This is a genomic window from Aliivibrio sp. S4MY1, from assembly GCF_028765545.1.
Classification (GTDB): domain Bacteria; phylum Pseudomonadota; class Gammaproteobacteria; order Enterobacterales; family Vibrionaceae; genus Aliivibrio.
On the sequence record NZ_JARACP010000011.1, the window covers coordinates 50,922 to 73,069 of the forward strand.

At 40.0% G+C, this 22,148-nt stretch carries 26 protein-coding genes; 11 read left to right on the top strand and 15 right to left on the bottom strand.

Features of this window, described 5'->3' with window-relative positions:
• Position 1 precedes the first annotated feature (1 nt).
• The 8 genes from hpf to PVK71_RS13435 all read right to left on the bottom strand — a co-directional run bounded on the left by hpf (position 2) and on the right by PVK71_RS13435 (position 6,272).
• Positions 2 to 289 carry a ribosome hibernation promoting factor gene (gene hpf, locus PVK71_RS13400; RefSeq protein ID WP_130044396.1) on the bottom strand — a complete coding sequence of 96 codons (288 nt, stop codon included), beginning with the start codon at positions 287 to 289 and terminating at the stop codon, positions 2 to 4.
• A gap of 19 nt (positions 290 to 308) precedes the next feature.
• On the bottom strand, positions 309 to 1,778 hold the full coding sequence (locus tag PVK71_RS13405) for an RNA polymerase factor sigma-54 (protein WP_274419314.1): 1,470 nt from the start codon (positions 1,776 to 1,778) through the stop codon (positions 309 to 311).
• Positions 1,779 to 1,802: 24 nt separating this feature from the next.
• Positions 1,803 to 2,528 carry an LPS export ABC transporter ATP-binding protein gene (lptB, locus tag PVK71_RS13410; RefSeq protein WP_274419315.1) on the bottom strand — a complete coding sequence of 242 codons (726 nt, stop codon included), beginning with the start codon at positions 2,526 to 2,528 and terminating at the stop codon, positions 1,803 to 1,805.
• A 2-nt stretch (positions 2,529 to 2,530) separates the two neighbouring features.
• The gene (gene lptA / locus PVK71_RS13415) at positions 2,531 to 3,028 is read right to left on the bottom strand and encodes a lipopolysaccharide transport periplasmic protein LptA (protein WP_130044393.1); all 498 of its coding nucleotides are present in this window, start codon (positions 3,026 to 3,028) and stop codon (positions 2,531 to 2,533) included.
• Positions 3,009 to 3,572 carry an LPS export ABC transporter periplasmic protein LptC gene (lptC, locus tag PVK71_RS13420; protein ID WP_274419316.1) on the bottom strand — a complete coding sequence of 188 codons (564 nt, stop codon included), beginning with the start codon at positions 3,570 to 3,572 and terminating at the stop codon, positions 3,009 to 3,011. The genes lptA and lptC overlap by 20 nt, the downstream gene beginning before the upstream one ends.
• Complete coding sequence (gene kdsC / locus PVK71_RS13425; protein WP_274419317.1) at positions 3,569 to 4,129, bottom strand: 3-deoxy-manno-octulosonate-8-phosphatase KdsC; 561 nt, start codon at positions 4,127 to 4,129, stop codon at positions 3,569 to 3,571. Before kdsC ends, lptC begins: the two co-directional genes overlap by 4 nt.
• A complete protein-coding gene (gene kdsD, locus PVK71_RS13430; protein ID WP_274419318.1) occupies positions 4,129 to 5,103 on the bottom strand; it encodes an arabinose-5-phosphate isomerase KdsD in 975 nt (324 codons plus the stop codon). The genes kdsC and kdsD overlap by 1 nt, the downstream gene beginning before the upstream one ends.
• A gap of 200 nt (positions 5,104 to 5,303) precedes the next feature.
• On the bottom strand, positions 5,304 to 6,272 hold the full coding sequence (locus PVK71_RS13435; protein ID WP_274419319.1) for a calcium/sodium antiporter: 969 nt from the start codon (positions 6,270 to 6,272) through the stop codon (positions 5,304 to 5,306).
• A 200-nt stretch (positions 6,273 to 6,472) separates the two neighbouring features.
• On the opposite strand from PVK71_RS13435, the gene mlaF reads away from it, so the two are divergent.
• The 9 genes from mlaF (at position 6,473) to idi (ending at position 12,489) form a co-directional block, all read left to right on the top strand.
• The gene (gene mlaF, locus PVK71_RS13440; RefSeq protein ID WP_274419382.1) at positions 6,473 to 7,279 is read left to right on the top strand and encodes a phospholipid ABC transporter ATP-binding protein MlaF; all 807 of its coding nucleotides are present in this window, start codon (positions 6,473 to 6,475) and stop codon (positions 7,277 to 7,279) included.
• Positions 7,272 to 8,066 (top strand): lipid asymmetry maintenance ABC transporter permease subunit MlaE, encoded by a 795-nt coding sequence (gene mlaE, locus PVK71_RS13445; RefSeq protein WP_274419320.1) that lies wholly within the window; start codon positions 7,272 to 7,274, stop codon positions 8,064 to 8,066. Before mlaF ends, mlaE begins: the two co-directional genes overlap by 8 nt.
• Before the next feature lie 2 nt (positions 8,067 to 8,068).
• Positions 8,069 to 8,563, top strand: a complete 495-nt coding sequence (mlaD, locus tag PVK71_RS13450; RefSeq protein ID WP_274419321.1) for an outer membrane lipid asymmetry maintenance protein MlaD — start codon at positions 8,069 to 8,071, stop codon at positions 8,561 to 8,563.
• Positions 8,563 to 9,204, top strand: coding sequence for a phospholipid-binding protein MlaC (gene mlaC, locus PVK71_RS13455; RefSeq protein ID WP_130044385.1), 642 nt, complete (start codon positions 8,563 to 8,565; stop codon positions 9,202 to 9,204). Before mlaD ends, mlaC begins: the two co-directional genes overlap by 1 nt.
• Positions 9,204 to 9,524 carry an STAS domain-containing protein gene (locus tag PVK71_RS13460; protein ID WP_130086904.1) on the top strand — a complete coding sequence of 107 codons (321 nt, stop codon included), beginning with the start codon at positions 9,204 to 9,206 and terminating at the stop codon, positions 9,522 to 9,524. Before mlaC ends, PVK71_RS13460 begins: the two co-directional genes overlap by 1 nt.
• Positions 9,524 to 9,781 (top strand): BolA family iron metabolism protein IbaG, encoded by a 258-nt coding sequence (ibaG, locus tag PVK71_RS13465; RefSeq protein WP_122036590.1) that lies wholly within the window; start codon positions 9,524 to 9,526, stop codon positions 9,779 to 9,781. The genes PVK71_RS13460 and ibaG overlap by 1 nt, the downstream gene beginning before the upstream one ends.
• Before the next feature lie 12 nt (positions 9,782 to 9,793).
• Complete coding sequence (murA, locus tag PVK71_RS13470; protein ID WP_274419322.1) at positions 9,794 to 11,062, top strand: UDP-N-acetylglucosamine 1-carboxyvinyltransferase; 1,269 nt, start codon at positions 9,794 to 9,796, stop codon at positions 11,060 to 11,062.
• A gap of 88 nt (positions 11,063 to 11,150) precedes the next feature.
• Positions 11,151 to 11,876: a 1-acylglycerol-3-phosphate O-acyltransferase gene (locus PVK71_RS13475; protein WP_274419323.1), complete on the top strand. Its 726-nt coding sequence runs from the start codon at positions 11,151 to 11,153 to the stop codon at positions 11,874 to 11,876.
• Between the two features lie 73 nt (positions 11,877 to 11,949).
• Positions 11,950 to 12,489, top strand: coding sequence for an isopentenyl-diphosphate Delta-isomerase (gene idi / locus PVK71_RS13480; protein WP_130046912.1), 540 nt, complete (start codon positions 11,950 to 11,952; stop codon positions 12,487 to 12,489).
• 79 nt (positions 12,490 to 12,568) lie between these two features.
• Here the strand turns inward: idi and PVK71_RS13485 are convergent, their stop codons facing one another.
• From PVK71_RS13485 to arcA, 5 genes are all read right to left on the bottom strand, one after another.
• Positions 12,569 to 12,958 (bottom strand): RidA family protein, encoded by a 390-nt coding sequence (locus tag PVK71_RS13485; RefSeq protein ID WP_005417516.1) that lies wholly within the window; start codon positions 12,956 to 12,958, stop codon positions 12,569 to 12,571.
• A 116-nt stretch (positions 12,959 to 13,074) separates the two neighbouring features.
• Positions 13,075 to 13,539 carry an aspartate carbamoyltransferase regulatory subunit gene (pyrI, locus tag PVK71_RS13490; RefSeq protein ID WP_130044440.1) on the bottom strand — a complete coding sequence of 155 codons (465 nt, stop codon included), beginning with the start codon at positions 13,537 to 13,539 and terminating at the stop codon, positions 13,075 to 13,077.
• A 12-nt stretch (positions 13,540 to 13,551) separates the two neighbouring features.
• Positions 13,552 to 14,481: an aspartate carbamoyltransferase gene (gene pyrB / locus PVK71_RS13495; protein WP_274419324.1), complete on the bottom strand. Its 930-nt coding sequence runs from the start codon at positions 14,479 to 14,481 to the stop codon at positions 13,552 to 13,554.
• A gap of 267 nt (positions 14,482 to 14,748) precedes the next feature.
• Entirely contained in the window at positions 14,749 to 15,753 is a 1,005-nt protein-coding gene (gene argF, locus PVK71_RS13500; protein ID WP_274419325.1) for an ornithine carbamoyltransferase, read from the bottom strand.
• 99 nt (positions 15,754 to 15,852) lie between these two features.
• Positions 15,853 to 17,073 (bottom strand): arginine deiminase, encoded by a 1,221-nt coding sequence (arcA, locus tag PVK71_RS13505; protein ID WP_274419326.1) that lies wholly within the window; start codon positions 17,071 to 17,073, stop codon positions 15,853 to 15,855.
• A 153-nt stretch (positions 17,074 to 17,226) separates the two neighbouring features.
• Here arcA and rraB point away from each other — a divergent pair, with 153 nt between their 5' ends.
• Both rraB and PVK71_RS13515 read left to right on the top strand, forming a co-directional pair.
• The gene (rraB, locus tag PVK71_RS13510) at positions 17,227 to 17,643 is read left to right on the top strand and encodes a ribonuclease E inhibitor RraB (protein ID WP_060992512.1); all 417 of its coding nucleotides are present in this window, start codon (positions 17,227 to 17,229) and stop codon (positions 17,641 to 17,643) included.
• Between the two features lie 87 nt (positions 17,644 to 17,730).
• Positions 17,731 to 18,567 carry a glycosyl hydrolase 2 galactose-binding domain-containing protein gene (locus PVK71_RS13515; protein WP_274419327.1) on the top strand — a complete coding sequence of 279 codons (837 nt, stop codon included), beginning with the start codon at positions 17,731 to 17,733 and terminating at the stop codon, positions 18,565 to 18,567.
• Between the two features lie 110 nt (positions 18,568 to 18,677).
• Here PVK71_RS13515 and PVK71_RS13520 read toward each other — a convergent pair whose 3' ends face one another.
• Both PVK71_RS13520 and PVK71_RS13525 read right to left on the bottom strand, forming a co-directional pair.
• Positions 18,678 to 21,539 (bottom strand): valine--tRNA ligase, encoded by a 2,862-nt coding sequence (locus tag PVK71_RS13520; protein WP_274419383.1) that lies wholly within the window; start codon positions 21,537 to 21,539, stop codon positions 18,678 to 18,680.
• 110 nt (positions 21,540 to 21,649) lie between these two features.
• A complete protein-coding gene (locus tag PVK71_RS13525) occupies positions 21,650 to 22,093 on the bottom strand; it encodes a DNA polymerase III subunit chi (RefSeq protein WP_130044376.1) in 444 nt (147 codons plus the stop codon).
• Positions 22,094 to 22,148 lie beyond the last annotated feature (55 nt).

Here is a 22,148-nt window from a genome sequence, read left to right on the forward strand (position 1 = left end):
GTTAATGACTACTTAGTTTTTCTTTATGTTTATTAAGTTGGCGAACGAGTTTGTCCACCAAACCATCAATAGCGGCATACATATCTTCTGCGTCAGAATGGGCGTGTATGTCACCTTGATTTACATGAAGTGTTGCTTCGGCTACATGCAGTACTTTTTCTAATTTTAGTACAACATGGACATTGTTAATGTGTTCAAAAAAGCGATCGAGTTTTTGGAATTTGGTATCGACATACTCACGAAGGCTATCGGTTAGTTCGACGTTTTGACCTGTGATGTTTATTTGCATAACACTTCCTTTCTGTTAATTAAAGTAAACGCTTACGCTGATTCGATGGAGCAATACCTAGTGATTCACGATATTTAGCTATGGTGCGTCGTGCAACTTGGATACCTTGTTCAGCTAATAAGGTTGCGATTTTACTGTCACTTAACGGTTTGGCTTGATTCTCAGCCGCGACCAACTTTTTCACTAGTGCTCGAATAGCGGTAGATGAACACTCACCCCCATTATCCGTACTAACATGACTAGAGAAGAAATATTTTAATTCAAAAATACCACGAGGGGTATGCATGAATTTTTGTGTTGTTACACGAGATATCGTTGATTCGTGCATTTCAACGTCTAAAGCGATGTCATTGAGCACCATTGGCTTCATCGCTTCTTCACCATATTCGAAGAAATCTTGTTGATGTTCAACTATACAACGCGCAACTTTGAGCAGCGTCTCGTTTCTGCTCTCTAAACTTTTAATTAACCACTTTGCCTCTTGCAAATTGGTTCGAATAAATTGTCCGTCAGGACTGTTACCTAATCCTTTACCTAATGCTGCATATTCCGCATTTACTTTTAAGCGAGGTACGCTGTCTGGGTTAATAGTTACAACCCATTTGCCATTATGTTTAAAGACTGAAACGTCAGGAATAACGTATTCTGTGTCAGTATCAATAACTCGATTTCCAGGTCTAGGATCAAGTTCATGAATTAGCATCATGACTTGTTTTAAGTCACTTTCTTTAAGCTTAGTCTCTTTTGTTAATTGTCGGTAGTCACGATTACCTAATAGGTTAATGTAATTGGTTAGGATCAATCTTGTTTCTTGAAGCCAAGGCGTGTCCGCTGGATAGGTGGCAAGTTGTAACATTAAGCATTCAGCAAGATCACGTGAAGCTACGCCTAATGGGTCAAATTGTTGAATGCGTTTTAATACGACCTCAACCTCATCCATTTCAACATCATCATTACCAAGACTTTCTAATACCTCATCAAGGCTGATGGTTAAATAACCATAGTCGTCTAATGATTCAATAATGGTGGTAGCAATAGTTCGGTCAATATCACTGAAAGGGGTTAAATCCGCCTGCCACATTAAATAGTCTTGCAGGCTTTCAGTCGTTTCACCCTGATATAATGGCGTATCATCATCAATAGCTAACCCTGTACTGCCACTGTTAGCACTATACACATCATCCCAGCTCGCATCCATTTCAAGCTCTTCTGAAATATTATTGCTTTCAATAACATCACTGCTGTCAGTAATAGGATCTTCTTGTTCTGCACTTGCGGTTTCTTTTTCAGGCGTTGGCTCTGGAGATAATAAACTTTCAGGCGTACTTAATTGCTCTTCTTCAACATCAAGAAGAGGGTTAGAGTCGAGAGCTTCTTGAATCTCTTGCTGTAGGTCAAGGGTCGACAACTGTAATAATCGAATTGCTTGCTGTAACTGAGGCGTCATAGCAAGTTGTTGGCCCATTTTTAACTGAAGAGATGCTTTCATTATATAGTGATACCTTTATATAAATTACAACTTAAACTGATCACCAAGATAAACGCGTTTAACGTGTTCATCATTTAATACGTGTTCAGGGGTGCCGTTGGCTATCATATGGCCTTGGCTAACGATGTAAGCGTGCTCACATACATCCAGAGTTTCACGAACGTTATGGTCTGTAATTAACACACCTAAACCACGATCTCTTAAATGTTGAATGATTTTTTTGATATCGATTACAGAAATAGGATCGACACCAGCAAAAGGTTCATCTAATAGGATGAACTTTGGATTTGCTGCTAATGCACGGGCAATTTCAACTCGACGACGTTCGCCACCAGATAAGGCCATGCCATTACTGTTGCGAATGTGTTGAATATTGAACTCATCAAGAAGCTCTTCGAGTTTGTCTAAACGCTCGGCTTTGCTTAGATCTTTACGAGTTTGCAGAACAGCCATAATATTATCAAAAACAGACAGTTTTCTAAAAATAGAGGCTTCTTGAGGTAGATAACCTATGCCCATTTTTGATCTGTTATGCATTGGCTGCAATGAAATATCAACACCATCAATAGTGATCGAGCCTTCATCACGAGAGACAAGGCCAACAATCATATAGAAAGAGGTCGTTTTACCTGCGCCATTTGGTCCAAGTAAGCCCACAATCTTTCCTGATTCAACCGTCAAGCTCACATCAGTAACCACTTTACGGCTACCGTATGTTTTTGCGAGGTTTTTTGCTTCTAAAATGGCCATAATTATTTTTTATTCAATTGGCTAGGCTGAAGTATGGTAGTAACTCGTTCATTTTTACCACCATCAGCAATTAATTTTTGAGTCTTCATATTATAGGTAATTACTTTACCTTTAATGATGCTGTCGTCTTGAGTTAATTCAGCATTATCCGTCATTTTTAGAAATTCTTTTTCTAATTCATAACGCAATTTATCAGCCTTACCTTTGAGGGTTTTGCCATCATCAGTTAATTGGCTAAAGCGTGTTGGTTTTCCATACGCTTCTAAGATCTCACGACCTTCTTGCCCTTGAGGGCGGATAACGATAAGTTTATCAGCAAAAATTTCAATACTGCCTTGCTTTAATGTTACATCACCAATAAATGTCACTTGATTACTTTGCATATCAAAGTCTTGTGAATTTGAATTAATGTGTATTGGTTGCTCTGTGTCGCTGCTTAATGCCCAGCTTGGAGAACTTAACAATAAGCCAGCAAGTAGACTAACGTGTGAAAGCTTCATAGATACCTTGTACATTTTTTAATAGGGTCGTTTGTTGGCTAGTAAAGTTACCTTTCATACCTACGCCTGTTGTTTCAAACGTTGGGCCAACTAAGTTAACGACATCTTCTGTCGAAAAATCCTTGGTGGAAAGTTCTATTGTTATGCTATCGGTTGTCATTGTGTCAAATGCTGCACCAGGCAGTAAATTTTTTACGATGACATTACCGCTTAAATAGAGCTCATGGTTTTTATTTAGGACACCAATATCAGAAATTATTTCCCACTCTTTTAGTTCTCCATCTTTAAAAACAAAAAGGTGCGGGGTTGTAAAGTTGGTTTCACCAGTTTTAGCAAAGCGCTCTAAGGCTTTTGCATCGATTTGGTAATTACGAACACCACTTTCATCATAGTTATTATTGCTAATGTCTCTGCCTGTAAAAACAGGGACTTGTTGATCTGGTGTTATTTGCTGATTATTTTGAGCGTATTCGTAATACAAGTAATACCCTGACCAGCTGGAGATCATCAATAATATTGCCATGAAAAGGTGTTTCAAGGTCATATACTTAAACCTTTATGTTGCTCAAGTTCGCCTTTGGCTTCTAGGATAAGATCACTAACTTCGCGAACAGCGCCATGGCCTCCCTTAATGGTGGTCACATAATTTGCGCGTTGCACAAGTAGTGGATGTCCATCAGAGACACAAACTTTTAGCGCTACCTTTTCCATTACTGGCCAGTCAATAAGATCATCACCAATATACCCAGTATGCTCAGGTGCGACATTGAGTTTAGTTAAAATATCTTGATAGGCTTGCAGTTTATTATCTTGACCTTGATAAATTAGTTTAATACCAAGGGCCGTCATGCGGTTTTCTACAATTTTAGAGTTACGGCCCGTGATGATGGCGATTTCAACGCCAGCAGACATTAACGATTTAACACCGTAACCATCGCGAGTATGGAAGGTCTTTAACTCTTCACCGTCATTACCCATATAAACTAGGCCGTCAGAGAAAACACCATCAACATCACAGATAAGTAATTTAATGTCTTTTGCAATGTTAAACACGGTTTCGTCGACATTACCGTAGAGTGTTGAAATGAATTTAGTTACCATTACATTACTCCCGCTTTTAGTAAATCGTGCATATTAAGTGCTCCGACTAAACGATGTTTTTCATCGCATAACAGTAGGCCATTAATTTTCTTATCTTGCATTAAGTTCAGGCCTTCAACCGCCAGTAGGTTTGGATTTGCAACTGCTGGAGAGTGTGTCATCACTTCACCAATCGTTTGGGTATGAATATCAACTCGATTATCCAATAAACGACGTAAATCACCATCAGTAAAAATACCAATGACTTTTTGTTCGTTATCGACAATGGCGGTCATCCCTAATCCTTTTTCAGACACTTCAAGCAGTGCTGTTTTAATTAGAGCATCTTTCGTTACCATTGGCAGTTCATCATCTTTGTGCATGATATCAGACAATAATAGCAGTAATTTACGGCCAAGTGCGCCACCTGGGTGAGATAAGGCAAAATCATCCGCAGTAAAGCCTCTTGCTTGTAAAAGAGCGACAGCAAAAGCATCACCCATAGCAAGAGTTGCTGTGGTACTTGATGTTGGTGCTAACCCTAAAGGACACGCTTCTTGAGGTACGGTAATTTGTAAGTTTACATCGGCTACTTTTGCCATGCTTGAATCAGGATTACCGGTCATGGTGATTAATGTAATACCAAGACGTTTAATAACCGGTAAGAGCGCTAAAATTTCACCCGCTTCACCTGAATTTGAAATGGCAATAACCACATCGCCTTTTTCTATCATACCCAAGTCACCATGGCTTGCTTCACCTGGGTGCACAAAGAAAGAGGGGGTGCCTGTACTTGCTAATGTTGCTGCAATTTTATTTCCTATATGGCCCGATTTCCCCATACCCATTACAACTACTTTACGCTTACATTCCAACATTAATTGGCATGCTTTAGCAAAATCATCATTAATGTAGTTGTTCAGTTGGGTGAGTGCATCTATTTCAATTTGAAGTACATTTTTTCCTGCAGAGCAGAAATCAAACTGAGTTGCCATCGGGGTACCACCTTTAGTTTGGTTATAACAGATGTATGATTTGGATGAGTAGCGTATACAATTATTATGCCATATACCAGAGGTAGTTCAAGCTAGTGGGGATGGTTATGAGAATGAATCAATGAAATGTATATGGGTTGTTAATTAATAAAGCGTTTTTACTAATTAACAAACCTATATTTTTTAAAATGAGAGTGTGATTATATTGTGTAAAAAAGGTAACCTTGATATGCCAAGAAGCATGCCACTAATACACCACCTTCAATTCGGTTAATACTGCGGCTCTTACCTAGTGCCATAAATAGCAATAAAACTGAAACTCCCATCATTACATAAAAATCACGACTCATTAAATCAGGGCTAATTTCTGATGGGTTGATAAGTGCAGGAATCCCCATAACCGCAAGGATATTGAAGACGTTTGAGCCGATAATATTACCCGCAGCCATATCATCTTCACCTTTTAATACACCCGCGACAGATGCAGCCAGTTCAGGAAGACTTGTGCCTAATGCAATAATCGTCAAGCCGATCACTAGATCACTCATGCCAAAGAATTTAGCAATAACAACGGCATTATCAATCAGCATATTTGCACCAACGGGTAGCAAAATAAGCCCAACAACAACCCAGAATAAGGCAATTTTATTATCTACGCCTTCAGGAATTTCTGACTCTTGCTCTTCGAGAAGGATATCCCCATTTTGCTGTTCGCTTTTACTGATATAAAGCATCGCGATAATAAAGGCAGCAAAAAGTACAATTAATAATACCCCTTCGTAAAAACCAAGGTAGTTGTTATACATGATTGCGCCTGCTAACAAGGTCACAATCAACATGAGTGGTAGTTCACGACGAATGATGCCAGAGCTAATCGCAAGAGGCTTAATAATCGCGGTTATACCTAAAATTAACGCAATGTTCGCAATGTTTGAGCCTATTACATTACCTACTGCGGTATCTGTTTTACCATCTAATGCCGCTGCGGCTGATACCATCATTTCTGGTGCGGATGAGCCCATAGCTAAGATAGTCATACCAATCACAAGAGGAGATATACCGTAGTTTTTTGCTAATGCGGCAGAACCAAATACCAGTTTATCAGCGCCCCAAACTAGTAGAGAGAGGCCGACAATAAGAAGTAGAGTTGGCATGAACAGCTCTGTCATTGTGTTAATTTCCTTTTGTAGAAGATATTTTATAGTTGAGGGGAGCAATTTTGACGCTTATCTGACAAAAAGGAAAGAGAAAAGGACGCCTTTACTTAGGGATAATCGCAACAATGTTAAAAAAAAGAAATGGCATCGGTAACTTAACGTATACTTATGCAGGTGTTGTTAGAAAGTGATTTTAGATGAATTATATTGATATGGATAAAAAAACAACCTTAATAAAAGTAGAAAATCTCACTTTTAAACGTGGTGAGCGAGTGATTTTTGATGACATTAGTTTGTCTGTCCCAAAAGGAAAAATTACCGCCATTATGGGGCCGTCAGGGATAGGGAAAACGACATTATTACGATTGATTGGTGGACAGATTTTCCCTGAGTTTGGAAATATTCATTTTGAAGAGTGGAATATTCCTAAACTGGGAAGAAAGGCGCTTTATTTAGCACGAAAAAAAATGGGTATGTTATTTCAATCAGGAGCACTTTTTACTGATATGAATGTGTTTGATAATGTCGCGTTTCCATTACGAGAGCACACTCGATTACCAGAAGAGCTTATCCGCACTTTAGTGTTATTGAAACTTGAAGCTGTGGGTCTACGTGGTGCTTCTGATTTAATGCCAAGTGAGTTATCCGGTGGTATGGCGCGTCGAGCAGCATTAGCTCGTGCAATTGCATTAGATCCTGATTTAATTATGTATGACGAACCTTTTGTTGGCCAAGATCCAATAACCATGGGGGTCTTGGTTGATTTGATCCGTAATTTAAATGATGCGTTAGGTTTGACCTCAGTTGTGGTCTCTCATGATGTACCAGAAGTCATGAGTATTGCGGATCATGTTTATTTATTAGCAAATGGAAAAGTCATTGCTCAAGGCTCGCCAAAAGAATTAGAAGAGAATCCAGACCCTCAAGTTCGGCAGTTTTTGGATGGGCGATCTGATGGCCCTGTTCCTTTTCGGTTCCCAGCCAAACCATTAAATGAGGTGTTGTTTTCTCATGAGTAACTTTTCTCTTATCTTATTTATCGAGCAGCTTGGTAAGCGTTTTTTATCGGTTTGTGAAGCATTTGGGCGTGCGACATTCATGCTATTAGGGGCTTTAATTTCAAAGCCTCAACCTCTCAAAATGTTTCCATTGCTATTAACTCAGTTATATTCCGTCGGGGTCCGCTCTTTAGTTATTATTGTCGTCTCTGGCTTATTTATCGGAATGGTTATCAGCTTACAAGGCTACATTATCTTGGTTGATTACGGTGCTGAAACCAGTTTAGGGCAGCTTGTCTCATTATCTTTATTAAGAGAACTAGGGCCTGTGGTGACAGCGCTATTATTTGCAGGGCGCGCTGGTTCTGCTTTAACCGCAGAAATTGGGTTAATGAAAACCACCGAGCAACTCTCAAGTATGGAAATGATGGCGATTGATCCTCTACGCCGTGTTATTGCACCGAGATTATGGGCTGGAATTATCTCAATGCCATTACTTGCAATGATCTTTATGGCGGTAGGAATATGGGGCGGTCAAATTGTCGGTGTTGAATGGAAAGGCATTGATTATGGTAGTTTTTGGTCATTAATGCAGTCATCGGTTGATGTGCGCTATGACATCGTAAACAGTCTAATTAAGTGTGTGGTGTTTGCGTTTATGGTTACGTGGATTGCCTTATTTAATGGTTATGATGCGACGCCAACGTCTGAGGGTATTTCGCTGGCAACAACACGAACGGTAGTGCATTCGTCACTGGCGGTATTAGGAATTGATTTTGTGCTGACAGCACTGATGTTTGGGAATTAATTATGCAACAGACACGTAAGGTAGAATTTTTTGTTGGTCTTTTTGTATTAGCGGGAATGGCTGCGTTACTCATGTTATTACTTAAAGTTGCGGATGTTCGAAGTGGTGGCAGTGGTGAGTATTATACGCTAAATGCTCAGTTCGATAATATTGGCAGTTTAAAGTCACGCTCGCCAGTAAAGGTTGGTGGTGTTGTGGTTGGGCGTGTAGAAGGCATCACGCTAGATACTGAAAGTTATTTACCAATAGTAAGTATGGAGATCGATAAGCAATTTGGTTCTTTTCCTGAAACCTCTGCGGCACAAATTTTAACCTCAGGATTAATTGGTGAACAATACATAGGCATAGTACCGGGCTTTGTTGATGAAGACATTGATATGCTTGGAGACGGTGATTATATAGAAGACACTAAATCGGCTTTAGTTCTAGAAGATATGATAGGCCAAGTGCTGTATAGCATTGGTGGCGATTCGTCAGAGAAAAGTGAGAATGAGTAATGAAACAGTGGATTAGCCTATTTGCCCTTATAGTAAGTTTATTTACAGGTACAGTTCAGGCTCAAGATATCGATAAAACAAAACCATACGAAATGATGGCTCAGGTATCTGAAATGACGTTTGCACGCTTGAAAGCAGAGCAAGCTGCGATTCAGTCTGATCCTAATGTATTAAAAACGGTGGTTGATGAAGAGTTAATGCCATACGTCAATGTGAGATATGCCGCTTATAAGTTATTAGGCACTCATTTAAAGAAAACCTCACCAGAAGAACGTGCTGAGTTTGTTACTGCGTTTCGTGATTATTTAGTGTCATCTTATGCTCAAGTATTAACGCTATATACAAACCAACAAATTGTATTAGAAAAAGCGAAAAAAATACCTGAGGGTAAAAGAATTATCAGCGTTCGTGTTGATATTTTAGATTCTGCTCGCCCAACGGTAAAAGTGGATTTTAAACTGCGTAAGAATAAGAAAACGGGAGAGTGGCAGGCGTTTGATATGGTTGCCGAAGGCGTCAGTCTTTTATCCACCAAACAGTCAGAGTGGAATGGTAAAATTCGCAAAGAAGGCATTAGCTCAGTAAGTAAAGAATTGGCTTCTTTAGCGCAGCAACCTATTCGCCTAGAAGGCAGTAAATAATGCTAATGGTGGACTTATGTGAGACGAAAATAGATGAAATTCATCTAAATGGAGCCCTTGATCGTGAGACTGTGCCGAATATTTGGAAAGAATTGACAGAATGGAAACCTAAATCAACACAAGTAAAGGTAGACTTAGGTCACGTTAATCGCATTGACTCAGCAGGGGTAGTGTTACTTTTACACCTAATAGAGCATGCAAAAAATCAAAACTGTCATATAATGCTAGCTTTCGTCCCTGATCAGCTCATTACATTAATTCAATTAAGTAATGTGGAATCATTGTTTGCTGATCACTTAATAACGCAAAAGGTAGAGTAATGGAAAGCGCCGAGATTAAAGAATTATTAGACGCAGCACTTCAACTTCAAGAGATTCACGTTAAAGGTGAAGGAAGCCATTTTGAAGTTATTGCTGTGGATGAATCGTTCAATGGAATGAGCCGAGTTAAAAAACAACAAACCATCTACGGACCTTTGATGGAACACATCTCAACAAATACCATTCACGCTCTATCAATAAAAGCGTTTACTCCGGAAGAGTGGGCACGTGATAAAAAATTAAATAGCTTATTCTAAGAGGCCCTTTGAATGTATAAGTTTCGAATTCAAGGAAGTGAAAAACCACTTTCTGGAGAGGTTACGATTTCTGGTGCAAAAAATGCTGCACTGCCAATTTTATTTGCAGCACTGCTGGCTGAAGAACCAGTAGAAGTTGCAAACGTTCCAAAATTACGTGATGTAGATACAACCATGGAGTTGTTACAACGCCTAGGTGCTAATGTTTCTCGTAATGGTTCAGTTCATATTGATGCTAGCGGTGTTAATGATTTCTGTGCACCGTATGATCTTGTAAAAACGATGCGTGCATCAATTTGGGCGCTTGGCCCATTAGTTGCTCGCTTTGGTAAAGGCCAAGTGTCGTTACCTGGTGGTTGTGCTATCGGTGCTCGTCCTGTTGATCTTCATATTCACGGACTTGAGCAGCTTGGCGCAACGATTAAGCTTGAAGAAGGCTACGTTAAAGCGGAAGTTGATGGTCGTCTGAAAGGCGCTCATATCGTAATGGATAAAGTAAGTGTTGGTGCAACAATCACTGTAATGTGTGCAGCAACATTGGCTGAAGGTAAAACTATTTTAGAAAACGCAGCGCGTGAACCTGAAATCGTTGATACTGCTAACTTCCTAAATGCGATTGGTGCGAAAGTATCAGGCATGGGTACAGATACGATTACGATTGAAGGCGTAGAGCGTCTTGGTGGTGGTTATCATGAAGTGGTTGCTGACCGTATTGAAACGGGGACTTTCTTAGTTGCTGCTGCGGTATCTGGCGGTAAAGTTGTTTGTAAGAACACTAAAGCGCATCTACTTGAAGCCGTTCTTGCTAAGCTTGAAGAAGCCGGTGCAAAAGTTGAAACGGGTGAAGATTGGATTAGCCTGGATATGACTGGTCGTGAGCTTAAAGCGGTAAATATCCGTACAGCACCACACCCTGCATTCCCAACAGACATGCAAGCACAGTTTACTTTGTTAAACATGATGGCAAAAGGCCCTGGCATTATTACTGAAACGATTTTTGAAAACCGTTTCATGCATATTCCTGAACTGCAACGCATGGGTGCTCATGCTGAAATCGAAGGTAATACCGCTATTTGTGGCGATACTGATGGTTTAAGTGGTGCTCAAGTGATGGCGACAGATTTACGTGCCTCTGCAAGCCTTGTTATCGCTGGTTGTATAGCAAAAGGTGAAACAATTGTTGATCGAATTTATCATATCGACCGTGGTTATGATAAGATCGAAGATAAGTTAACCGCATTAGGTGCGAACATCGAAAGAGTTCGTAGCAGCGAAATCTAATCAACAGATTATTTTGCTAAAAAAGCTAAGCGGAAACCGGGTATATAATGACCCGGTTTTTTATTGTTTGTATGTAGGAGAAACACTTATGATCGCATTGTTACGCCTAATTGCTTTGGCTATCTTTGCTGTCTTTACGTTTGTATTTGGTTGTGGCTATTGTTTACTTAGCCCTCGAAATCCAAAACACGTTTATACGTTTGGCTTGTGGTTTGCTCGTATGTCGCGAGTGTTTGGTATTAAACTTGAAGTACGCGTTCCTGATAGTGTAAAAAATGCTGGCCCAAGTTTGTACATTGCTAATCACCAGAATAACTGGGATCTATTTACTGTCTCAGGTGCTATCCAGCCTCGTACAGTAACGGTTGGCAAAAAGAGTTTAGCGTGGATGCCACTGTTTGGTCAGTTATACTGGATCACCGGTAACATTTTGATTGATCGTAATAATCGTAGCAAAGCGGTGGGTACGATTGCTCAAGTTGCTGACAATATTAAAAAACGTAATGTGTCTGTTTGGATGTTTCCTGAGGGCACTCGTTCACGTGGTCGTGGTTTATTGCCATTTAAAACTGGCGCATTTCATGCCGCGCTTGCTGCTGAAGTACCAGTAACTCCAATTGTATGTAGTAGCACAGATGGCGTTAAATTAAATCGTTGGAACAACGGCACTGTTATTGTTGAAATTTTACCTCCAGTAAGTACTGATGGTTACGACAAAAATAACGTTCGTGATTTTGCCAATGAATGTCGTGAACAAATGAAAGTTAAGCTGGAAGAATTAAATAAAGAAGTTGCCGAGCGCAATCAAGCTTAAGTTTTAATTATAATAATTATTAAGGGGTGTATGGCTTGCTATATGCCCTTTTTCTTTCGTGTGTAGAATAAAAATGACTGAACAAGTTATCCTTGTAAATCAACAAGGTGAAACCATTGGGACCATGGAAAAGCTAGAAGCCCACCAAAAAGGGTTATTGCACTTGGCTTTTTCCGTTTTGCTGTATCGAAAAACAGAAGATGAGTATGAATTTCTATTACAGAAGCGTGCAGACTGTAAATATCACAGTAAAGGAAAGTGGAGTAATACTTGTTGCTCTCATCCAAGATTACATGAATCGGTCGAGCTTGCTGGCGAGAGACGATTGGAAGAAGAGATAGGTATTACGAGTGTTAACGCTAATGTGTTTGAAAATCTAGGTTGGTTTATTTATCAAGCTGAGTTGGAGAATGGATTGAGTGAACATGAGCAAGATTACATATTACTGGCTAATACACCTGATGTGGAATTTACGCTGAATCCTGATGAAGTTAGTGATATTCAGTGGTGGAGCCAGAGCCGTATTAAGCAAGAATTAACAAATAATCCTGCTGTATTTTCTGTATGGTTTGAAACGGTTTTTGATAAAGCGACACAATATTTATCGAATTAATTGTATTGGCATAAAAATAAGGCAGAGATTAGTGATACCAATGGCTGCCTTACTTTATTTACGGCATTGCTGGTGTTAATTATTTACGAACAGCAATTGCTTCAATCTCAATACCAACATCTTTTGGAAGACGAGCGACTTCAACACAAGAACGTGCAGGGTAGTTCGCTACTTTATGCTCATCAAAGAAGTTGCCATACACTTCGTTTACTGTGCCAAAGTCATTCAGATCTTTTACGAAAACGGTCATTTTTACAATGTCAGATACCGTTAGGCCTGAAGCCTCTACAACTGCCTTAACGTTCTCTAAAGATTGGCGAGCTTGCTCTGCAATATCATCAGACACTTCACCTGTCGCAGGGTTTACAGGGATTTGGCCTGAAGTTAGTACCATATTACCAAGATCAACACCTTGAATGTATGGGCCAATTGCAGCAGGTGCATTGTCTGTATGAAGAACTTTAGTCATTGTAATGATTCCTTTTTGATTGGTATTCGGTTCAATCAATCCAATATAAAACAAACCTTATCAATAAAAAAGCCCCAGAAGATCTGAGGCTGAAAAATATTGAACTAAGTATGAGATTAATTTAAATCAGTAACCACTTCGCGTGAATATACTTTCTCACAGTATTTGCATTTTAAATGGATATCATCTTTTTTAGTGATAACTTTAAAACTGCTATCAACCGGCTCACCATGAGTAATACAGTTACTGTTTGGGCACTCGAATACCCCAGTAATTTGTGAAGGAAGAACAAGAGGAATTTTTTTCACTACCTCATAATTTTCAATTTGATTTACTGTTGCGTGTGGCGCATATAATGACAATTTGCTCGCTTGCTCTGGCGTGACAAATGTATTTTCAATTTTAAGTAAATCTTTCGCTCCTAACGCAGAAGAGGGAAGGTTTAAACCAATCGTCACGCGCTCTGCTGTCTTATCCATTTGAAACAGTTTAAGTACTTTCACCCCAATGTTTGCAGGGATGTGATCGATTACCGTACCGTTATTAATTGCTTCAACGCGTAATTGAGTTTTGTTAGGCATTATCATTTCTCCCTAAAGTGTTTCGTTAAGAACAAGAGCTAATAAAGCTTGTCGAGCATAAACACCATTTTCTGCTTGTTGGAAATAGTAAGCATACGGGGTGCTATCAACATTAGTATCAATCTCATCAACACGAGGTAGTGGGTGTAATACTTTTAAGTTTTCACGGGCAGGCGTTAGGTTTTCTGCAGAAAGGATATAAGCAGATTTAATGTGTGCGTATTCTGATTCATCAAAACGTTCTTTTTGAACGCGAGTCATATACAGAATATCTAACTCCGGAATCGCTTCATCCATGCTGTTTAGCAATTGATATTCAATGCCAAGTGCGTCTAATTCTTCACAGATATAATCTGGCATCGCTAAGACTTCAGGTGCGATAAAGAAGAACTTAATACCATTAAATTTGGCTAACGCTTGGGTTAATGAATGAACAGTACGACCGTATTTTAAATCCCCTACAAAGGCGATGTTTAGATTATCTAAACGGCCTTGGGTTTCATAGATGGTGTATAAGTCTAATAGTGTTTGCGTCGGGTGTTGGTTTGCACCATCGCCCGCATTAATAACTGGAGTGCCATTAGAGAATTCAGAAGCTAAACGTGCAGCCCCTTCTTTTGGATGACGCATAACATAAGCATCAACATAAGAGGTAATCACTTGAACAGAATCAGCCAGTGTTTCACCTTTTTGAGCAAGGGAAGTATTGCCTGCAGTATCAAAACCGATAACAGAGCCACCTAAGCGCTGAATTGCGGTTTCAAAAGAAAGGCGGGTACGAGTTGACGCTTCAAAAAAACAGCTAGCAACCACTTTATTTTTTAATAAATCAGGTTGAGGTTCTTTTTTAATGTTCCCTGCAGTTTCTACAATCAGTTCTAACTCTTGACGAGAAAGTTCTGGAATAGAAAGGATGTGCTTTTGGTATAGCGAGTTAGCCATAGTCTCTCTTCCCTTTTATTTATCATATTGAAGTCAAAAAAAAGCCCCCTATAAAATAGGAGGCTTTAAAAAATCGTTAATTAGGAAACTCAAAAAATAGGGGGCCACCACACTTTGCTAGTGTAGATACATGGTCAACCACTGTATGAATATAAGTCAATAACATCACAATTTCCTAATAAATTGCGCGGGATTATACTCGTATCGAAATTCTAAGCAAGCGTTTGCATCAAATTTTCTTTTGATTACTTTTTAAAACAAGAGGGATTAACTCCCTAGTGTTGCAACCATAACGGCCTTGATGGTGTGCATTCTATTTTCTGCTTCATCAAATACAATAGAGTAGTCAGATTCAAAGACTTCATCAGTGACTTCGAGCCCATTCATGCCATATTTATCTGCAATCTCTTTGCCTATTCTTGTCTCGTCATTATGGAAGGCTGGTAGGCAGTGCATGAATTTTACGTTCGGATTATTGGTTGCTTTAATCACATCCATATTGATTTGATAAGGGGTCATTAAGGCGACACGTTCATCCCAAGCTTCGGGGGCTTCTCCCATAGAAACCCAAACGTCAGTGTATAAGAAATCACAATTCTTCACGCCTTGTTGTACCTCTTCGGTCAGCACAATTTTAGCCCCTGTTTGCGCCGCAATGTATTGGCACTGAGCAACGAGTTCCTCTTCTGGCCAAAATTGTTTTGGTGCAACAAGGCGGATCTCCATGCCCATTTTAGCGGCACCAACCATAAGAGAATTTCCCATGTTATTACGTGCATCACCAAGGTAGGCAAAAGTAAGTTGGTTTAATTGCTTACCATTTGCATATTCTTGCATAGTAAGAAAATCAGCTAAAATTTGAGTCGGGTGGAATTCATCAGTTAATCCATTCCATACAGGAACACCAGCATGCTCCCCCAGTTCTTCAACAATCGATTGACCAAAGCCACGGTATTCGATGCCATCGTACATGCGTCCGAGTACACGAGCGGTATCTTTCATCGATTCTTTTTGACCAATTTGAGAGCCCGACGGACCAAGGTAAGTGACTCTTGCTCCTTGATCAAAAGCGGCAACTTCAAAGGCACAACGTGTGCGAGTAGAGGCTTTTTCAAAAATAAGTGCAATGTTTTTACCTGACAGGCGAGGTTGCTCATACCCCGCGTATTTTGCTTTTTTTAGCTCAGCAGACAGCTCAAGTAAATGTGCAATCTCTTTAGGGGAAAAATCTAATAGTTTTAAAAAATTTCTATTACGTAAGTTAAAAGCCATCGTGTGCTCCTTGCCATGAATGCTAATCTGATAAAATCCATTTAAGCATATAAATGCAGGTAATGTGAATTTATATTTAAATTTTATTTTGTGTTGAGGCTAAATGCCGTCTCTTTCTATTGGGCAACTCATGCAACGCGCACCACCACGACCACGGCCTAATTCATCGCCTGTAATTGGAAGAACCTTGATGCCAGCTTTATCATATTTCTCATTGGTATAAGTATTACGCTCATACGCTACGACAACGCCAGGTTTTATGGTTAGCACGTTATTGGCATCGTGCCATTGCTCTCGTTCTGCTTCATAGCTATCCCCGCCTGTCGTAATGATATTTAACTCATCGAGATCTAACGCTGCCATTAATACATTTTGAAAATTAGGCATCTCTTTAATCGCAAGGTGCTGTTCACCACAAGGTGTGATTGACCAGCAAGGCATGTCTTTATTGATTACTCTTGGATAGACAGAGAATACGTTATGGTCCATATGAGTCATGACGGTATCTAAATGCATACATGATCGATCTTCAGGTAGCTTAATAGCGATAACTTGCTTGGCTTGATGAGTTCGGAATAATTGCTTTGCTAGATTCTCAATACCTTGAGGAGTGGTTCGTTCAGAAATACCAACCAGTACGTTACCTTTGCCAATAACTAGTACATCCCCACCTTCAATGGTGGCATTGTCGTAATCTCGGTTTTCATTTTCAAAATATTGTGAAAATACCTGTTGAGAAAATATAGGGTGCCAGCGATAAATTGCACGTAAATGGTTCGATTCTCTTTTTCGTGCGTCTTTAGCCATTGGATTAATGGAAACACCACCATAGATCCAGCATGAAGTATCTCGAGTAAATAAATGGTTTGGTAATGGCTCAATGACAAAATCAAAAGGGTCACTCAGTTGCTGCAACATCGAGGGAGCTTTAAATGGCAGCTCAATAAAGGCAAGACCACCTAATAAAATTGAAGCCAGCTCCTTGTTGTCTTTTTCAAGCAGAAACGCCCTAATTTGATTAGAAAAAGTAGGGCCAAAGCGATAATGAGAAATTTGATGCTTGAGCAGCCATTGTTTGGCCTCAGGGTGTTGCAGAGTTTCTTCAAGTAAATTCTGTAGCAGTAATACCTCTACACCTTGAGATTCTAATGTTGCTACAAATTGGTCGTGCTCTAGCAACGCTTTTTCAACAGAGAGCACATCATCAAACAGTAAGTCGTGGCAGTTTGTTGGGGTAAGGTGAGCAAGTGCTCTTTCTGGACGGTGAAGAATAACACGGCGTAATTGGCCAATTTCAGAGCCAACAAATAGCTTATTCATAAGATTCCTTTCTAATATCTACAGCTAGTAAGAGAAATAATACCGTATAGTAGGGGATTATTCTTTAATTATTGAAGTACTAGGGAATTTGGTTTGAGCAGGCTATAATGACTAAGTTAATTTCTATTATTTTATACAGTGTGGAGCCTTACTATGTCTCAAGAAGATGAATATCTATCGGTTGAGCAATTTCTTGAATTGCAAAAAGCGGAAACGCGTGAAATTATTGAATCGCTAAAAGCCGATGGTAGTGAGCCGGATGCACTGTATGCGATTGAGCACCATTTAATGGCTGAAGATTTTAAAGCGCTTGAAAATGCGGTTGTTGAAGCATTTAAAATGGGCTTTGAAGTATTAGAAGCTGAAGAGCTTGAAGATGAAGATGGCGCTAAGATCCTTTGCTGTGATGCAGTAATGGATTCAGCGTTAGATGCTGAAGTTATTGATGCTCAAGTAGAGAAATTGGTTCAACTGGCTGAGAAATTCGACATTATCTATGATGGTTGGGGTACATACTACGAAGGCGAAGACGCTGAGTATGACGTTATAGAAGATGGTGACGACGAATAAAAAATTGTTGAATAGCGACAATTGAGAGACTGTGCCCTAGGCTTGTAATAACAAGTGTAGGGCATTTTTTTAGGGATGAATATAGTAATGAACTCAAGAATTATACTTAATGGCAAAGAAGCGTTATGGCAACTTTCACCATTAACTGACACAACATTGTCCATTAAAGACATTCCAATTCAACAAGGCGTTGCTTCTGCTCATGATACCCTTTCTGTTGAAGATGCAGATAATCAAGAATGGCATTTAATGCGTTTTTTTGAAGTAGATGAAACACTGCTGAATTATCCTGCGGTTGAATTAGTAATGAGTGGGATCTCTCGCTATGCCGAGGTGCGGATTAATGGCGTAGCCGTATTTGATTGTATTGAAAAAATGGCCCGCTACCGTAAAGACATCAAAGAGTTTTTGCAGTTAGGTGGTAATCGCTTCGAAGTTCTCTTTTTAGAAGAAGATGATGATGATTGGTTATTAGATGATGATGAAGTCAGCAATGTCTGTGAAATAAATCAGGCATATCATTATCGTTTTGGTGCAGTAAAAGACAGCGATATTAAAGATGATATTGGTGTGTTTGGAGTCTGTTTTTTCCAGCCAATTCCCCATCTTTCGTTGAATCATATTAGTATAGAGCAAATATGGCACCACGGTTGTGAGCTTAAAGTCGATGTTCATTTTAAAATGTATAAACCAAATTTAATTTCAGCTAGCATTAAATTTGATGGCATGACATTAACGATCCCTGTTGATGTAAGAGGCGATCATGTTTCTGCGTTATTTCAGGTTGAAGCGCCGAAATATTGGGATGACCAAACGAAAAATCCAAATGATTTGTATGTGGTTTCTGTCATGCTTGACGGGCAACATCATGAGCTTGAGATTGGGTTATCAAAAACTGAAAATGTAATTCACTTCCCTTTGTAAGTAACCCCATTAATTTTAGTGAATTGATTTTTAGTGATAAAAATAGACGGATAATAAAAAGGCCGATGCGTTAACATCGGCCTTTTTTATGCTTCATGGTAAGTGTTTACTTATAGCGCAGCGATTGTTACTTTTTGCGCTTCTAGTTTAGCCAGTGTTTCTTTGTAGCCTTCTAGTTTTTCGCGCTCTTTAGCGATAACCACTTCAGGTGCTTTAGCAACAAAACCTTCGTTATCTAACTTACCTTCAATGCGTTTAATTTCGCCTTGGATTTTTGCTGATTCTTTATCTAAACGAGCAAGTTCTGCATCTTTATCGATAAGACCCGCCATTGGGATCATCAACTCTGATTTACCAACAAGAGAGGTTGCACACGCTGGTGTCTCTTCATTGTCAGTAAGCACTTTGATGCTGTCTAGTTTCGCTAGAGAAGTCAGAACAATCTCATTGGCTTGAATACGCGCAGCGTCTTTTTCGTCAGCGACTTTAATCATCACATCTAAGCCTTTGCTTGGTGCGATGTCGTATTCAGCACGTAAGTTACGAATGCTTGTAATGAAGGCTTTAACCCACTCAAGATCAGCAACCACATCAGCGTTGAAGTTTTCTTCATTAAACTGAGGTAATGCTTGAGTCATGATAGTCTCACCTTCAACACCGTTAACTAGCGGCTTAACGCTCTGCCAGATAGATTCAGTGATGTAAGGAAGAACAGGATGAGCAAGACGTAATGTTTTCTCAAGAACCGTAATTAGCGTGTAACGCGTTGCACGTTGTTGTGCTTCAGTGCCTTTCCATAGAACCGGTTTAGTTAGCTCTAAATACCAGTCACAGAATTGGTTCCAAATGAATTCATACAGCGTATTTGCTGCCATATCTAGACGGTAGTTTTCTAGATGAGCATTAAATTCTTTTGCTGCGATTTCAAACTGAGATTCGATCCACTTGTCTGCTAGCGAGAACTCAAGTTCTGCACCTTCAGTCATGCCACAATCGTGCTCTTCTGTGTTCATTAATACGTAACGGCTTGCGTTCCATAGTTTGTTACAGAAGTTACGGTAACCTTCAAGACGTTTCATATCCCAGTTGATATCACGACCCGTTGAAGCCATTGCTGCAAGAGTGAAACGTAAAGCATCAGTACCGTATGGTTCGATACCGTTTTCAAAGGTTTTACGTGTTGCTTTTTCAATCTTCTTCGCTAGTTGAGGTTGCATCATGTTGCCACAACGTTTTTCAACTAATTCTTCAAGACCAATACCATCGATCATATCGATAGGGTCAAGTACGTTACCTTTAGACTTAGACATCTTGTCGCCGTTTTCATCACGGATCAGACCTGTTACGTAAACTGTCTTGAACGGTACTTGTGCTTTACCATTTTCATCTTTGTTGAAGTGCATGGTCATCATGATCATACGAGCAACCCAGAAGAAGATGATATCAAAACCCGTTACTAGAACATCTGAAGGATGGAATGTTTTCAGATCTTCCGTTTGCTCAGGCCAGCCTTGTGTACCAAATGTCCATAGTGCAGAAGAGAACCATGTATCAAGTACATCGTCGTCTTGGCGAAGAACGATAACTGGAGAAAGGTTGTTGTTAGCACGAACTTCTTCTTCAGTACGACCTACGTATACTTTACCGTCGTTGTCGTACCAAGCTGGGATACGGTGACCCCACCAAAGTTGACGAGAAATACACCAGTCTTGAATATCACGCATCCAAGAGAAGTACATGTTTTCGTATTGCTTAGGAACGAACTGGATCTCACCATCTTCAACCGCTTTAACCGCAGGCTCAGCAAGTGTTGCTGCACGTACGTACCATTGGTCAGTCAGCATTGGCTCAATCACAACGCCGCCACGATCACCATAAGGAACCGTTAAGTCGTGATCTTTAATTTCTTCAAGAAGACCTAGCTCATCAAACTCAGCAACGATGGCTTTACGAGCAGCAAAGCGCTCCATGCCTTGGTATTTTTCAGGAAGTTCTGTTGAGTAAACATCGCTTGCTTCGCCGTTTGTGGTGAAAACTTCAGCCGCATCACGGATATCTGCATTGAACGTTAGGATATTGATCATTGGCAGTTGGTGACGTTTACCAACTTCATAGTCATTAAAATCGTGTGCAGGAGTGATCTTCACACAGCCCGTGCCTTTTTCCATATCCGCGTGCTCATCACCTACGATAGGGATTAGACGGTTAACGATTGGAAGTAGGATTTCTTTACCAATAAGATCTTTGTAACGAGGATCTTCTGGGTTTACCGCAACACCCGTATCGCCAAGCATGGTTTCTGGACGCGTTGTTGCTACAACAATGTAGTCTTTACCGTCAGCAGTTTTAACACCATTTGCTAGTGGGTAGCGGAAATGCCACATGAAGCCTTTTTTATCTTTGTTTTCAACTTCTAGATCAGAAATAGCGGTGTGCAGTTTAGGATCCCAGTTAACAAGACGCTTACCACGGTAGATTAGGTCATCTTCGTATAGGCGAACAAACACTTCTTGAACGGCATTAGATAGGCCATCATCCATTGTGAATCGTTCACGATCCCAATCTACAGATGCACCTAGGCGGCGAAGTTGCTTAGTAATTGTGCCGCCTGATTCTGCTTTCCATTCCCAAATTTTGTCGATGAAAGCGTCACGACCGTAATCGTGTTTTGTTTTGCCTTCTTCTGCCGCAATCTTACGCTCAACAACCATTTGAGTTGCGATACCTGCGTGGTCGGTACCCACTTGCCAAAGGGTATTCTTACCTTTCATACGTTCAGCACGGATAAGTGTATCCATGATCGTATCTTGGAAAGCGTGACCCATGTGTAGGCTACCAGTGACGTTTGGTGGCGGGATCATGATGCTGTAAGCTTCTTTTGATGTGTCACCGTGTGGCTTAAAGTAGCCTTTTTCTTCCCAAGTCTGGTACAGAGCTTGTTCTATTGATTGCGGGTTATATGTCTTTTCCATAGTGTTCGTCACGAATATCTCTATTAAAAAGTGGAATGCCAAATATCATAATTAATGGCTCATTATTAAAAAGGATAAATATATGAGTCATTTAGCTATGATGATTGGCACTATTTTAGTGTCTCGGTTTGCATGGCTCGGCCTGCATTTCGGTATATTTTATACCTTTCTCGAGCGTGTTGTTTGCTTTTTTCTTCACAGGGTACGAAGTCTACCACTTGAGCAAAGGAAACCGCAAAATTTGCGACCTCTTGAGCTAAATTTATTAATACATGACGTCGGCCTGATGATCGTAACGTTCCCCAACCAATCTCAATAGGGGAGCCAGATTTTGGTCCCTCTCCAATTAAGTTGTGTGGAGTAAATTCTGATACTTCATTCTGCCAAAGCGCTTCATCAATTGATAAAGCCTGTTCCTTATCTTGAGCTAATATATACACTCTCGCATTTTGAGAATAATAATAATGAGCAAGCTGACACACAAATTTCAACAGTCCATCTTGAGTGGCTGTTGGGGATGTGGGTTCAAGGACATAAAAAAGTGCTTGGCTCATAATCTCTCTTACTTAATAAATGACGGAAAGAAGCTAAATCGCATGTATTAAAAAA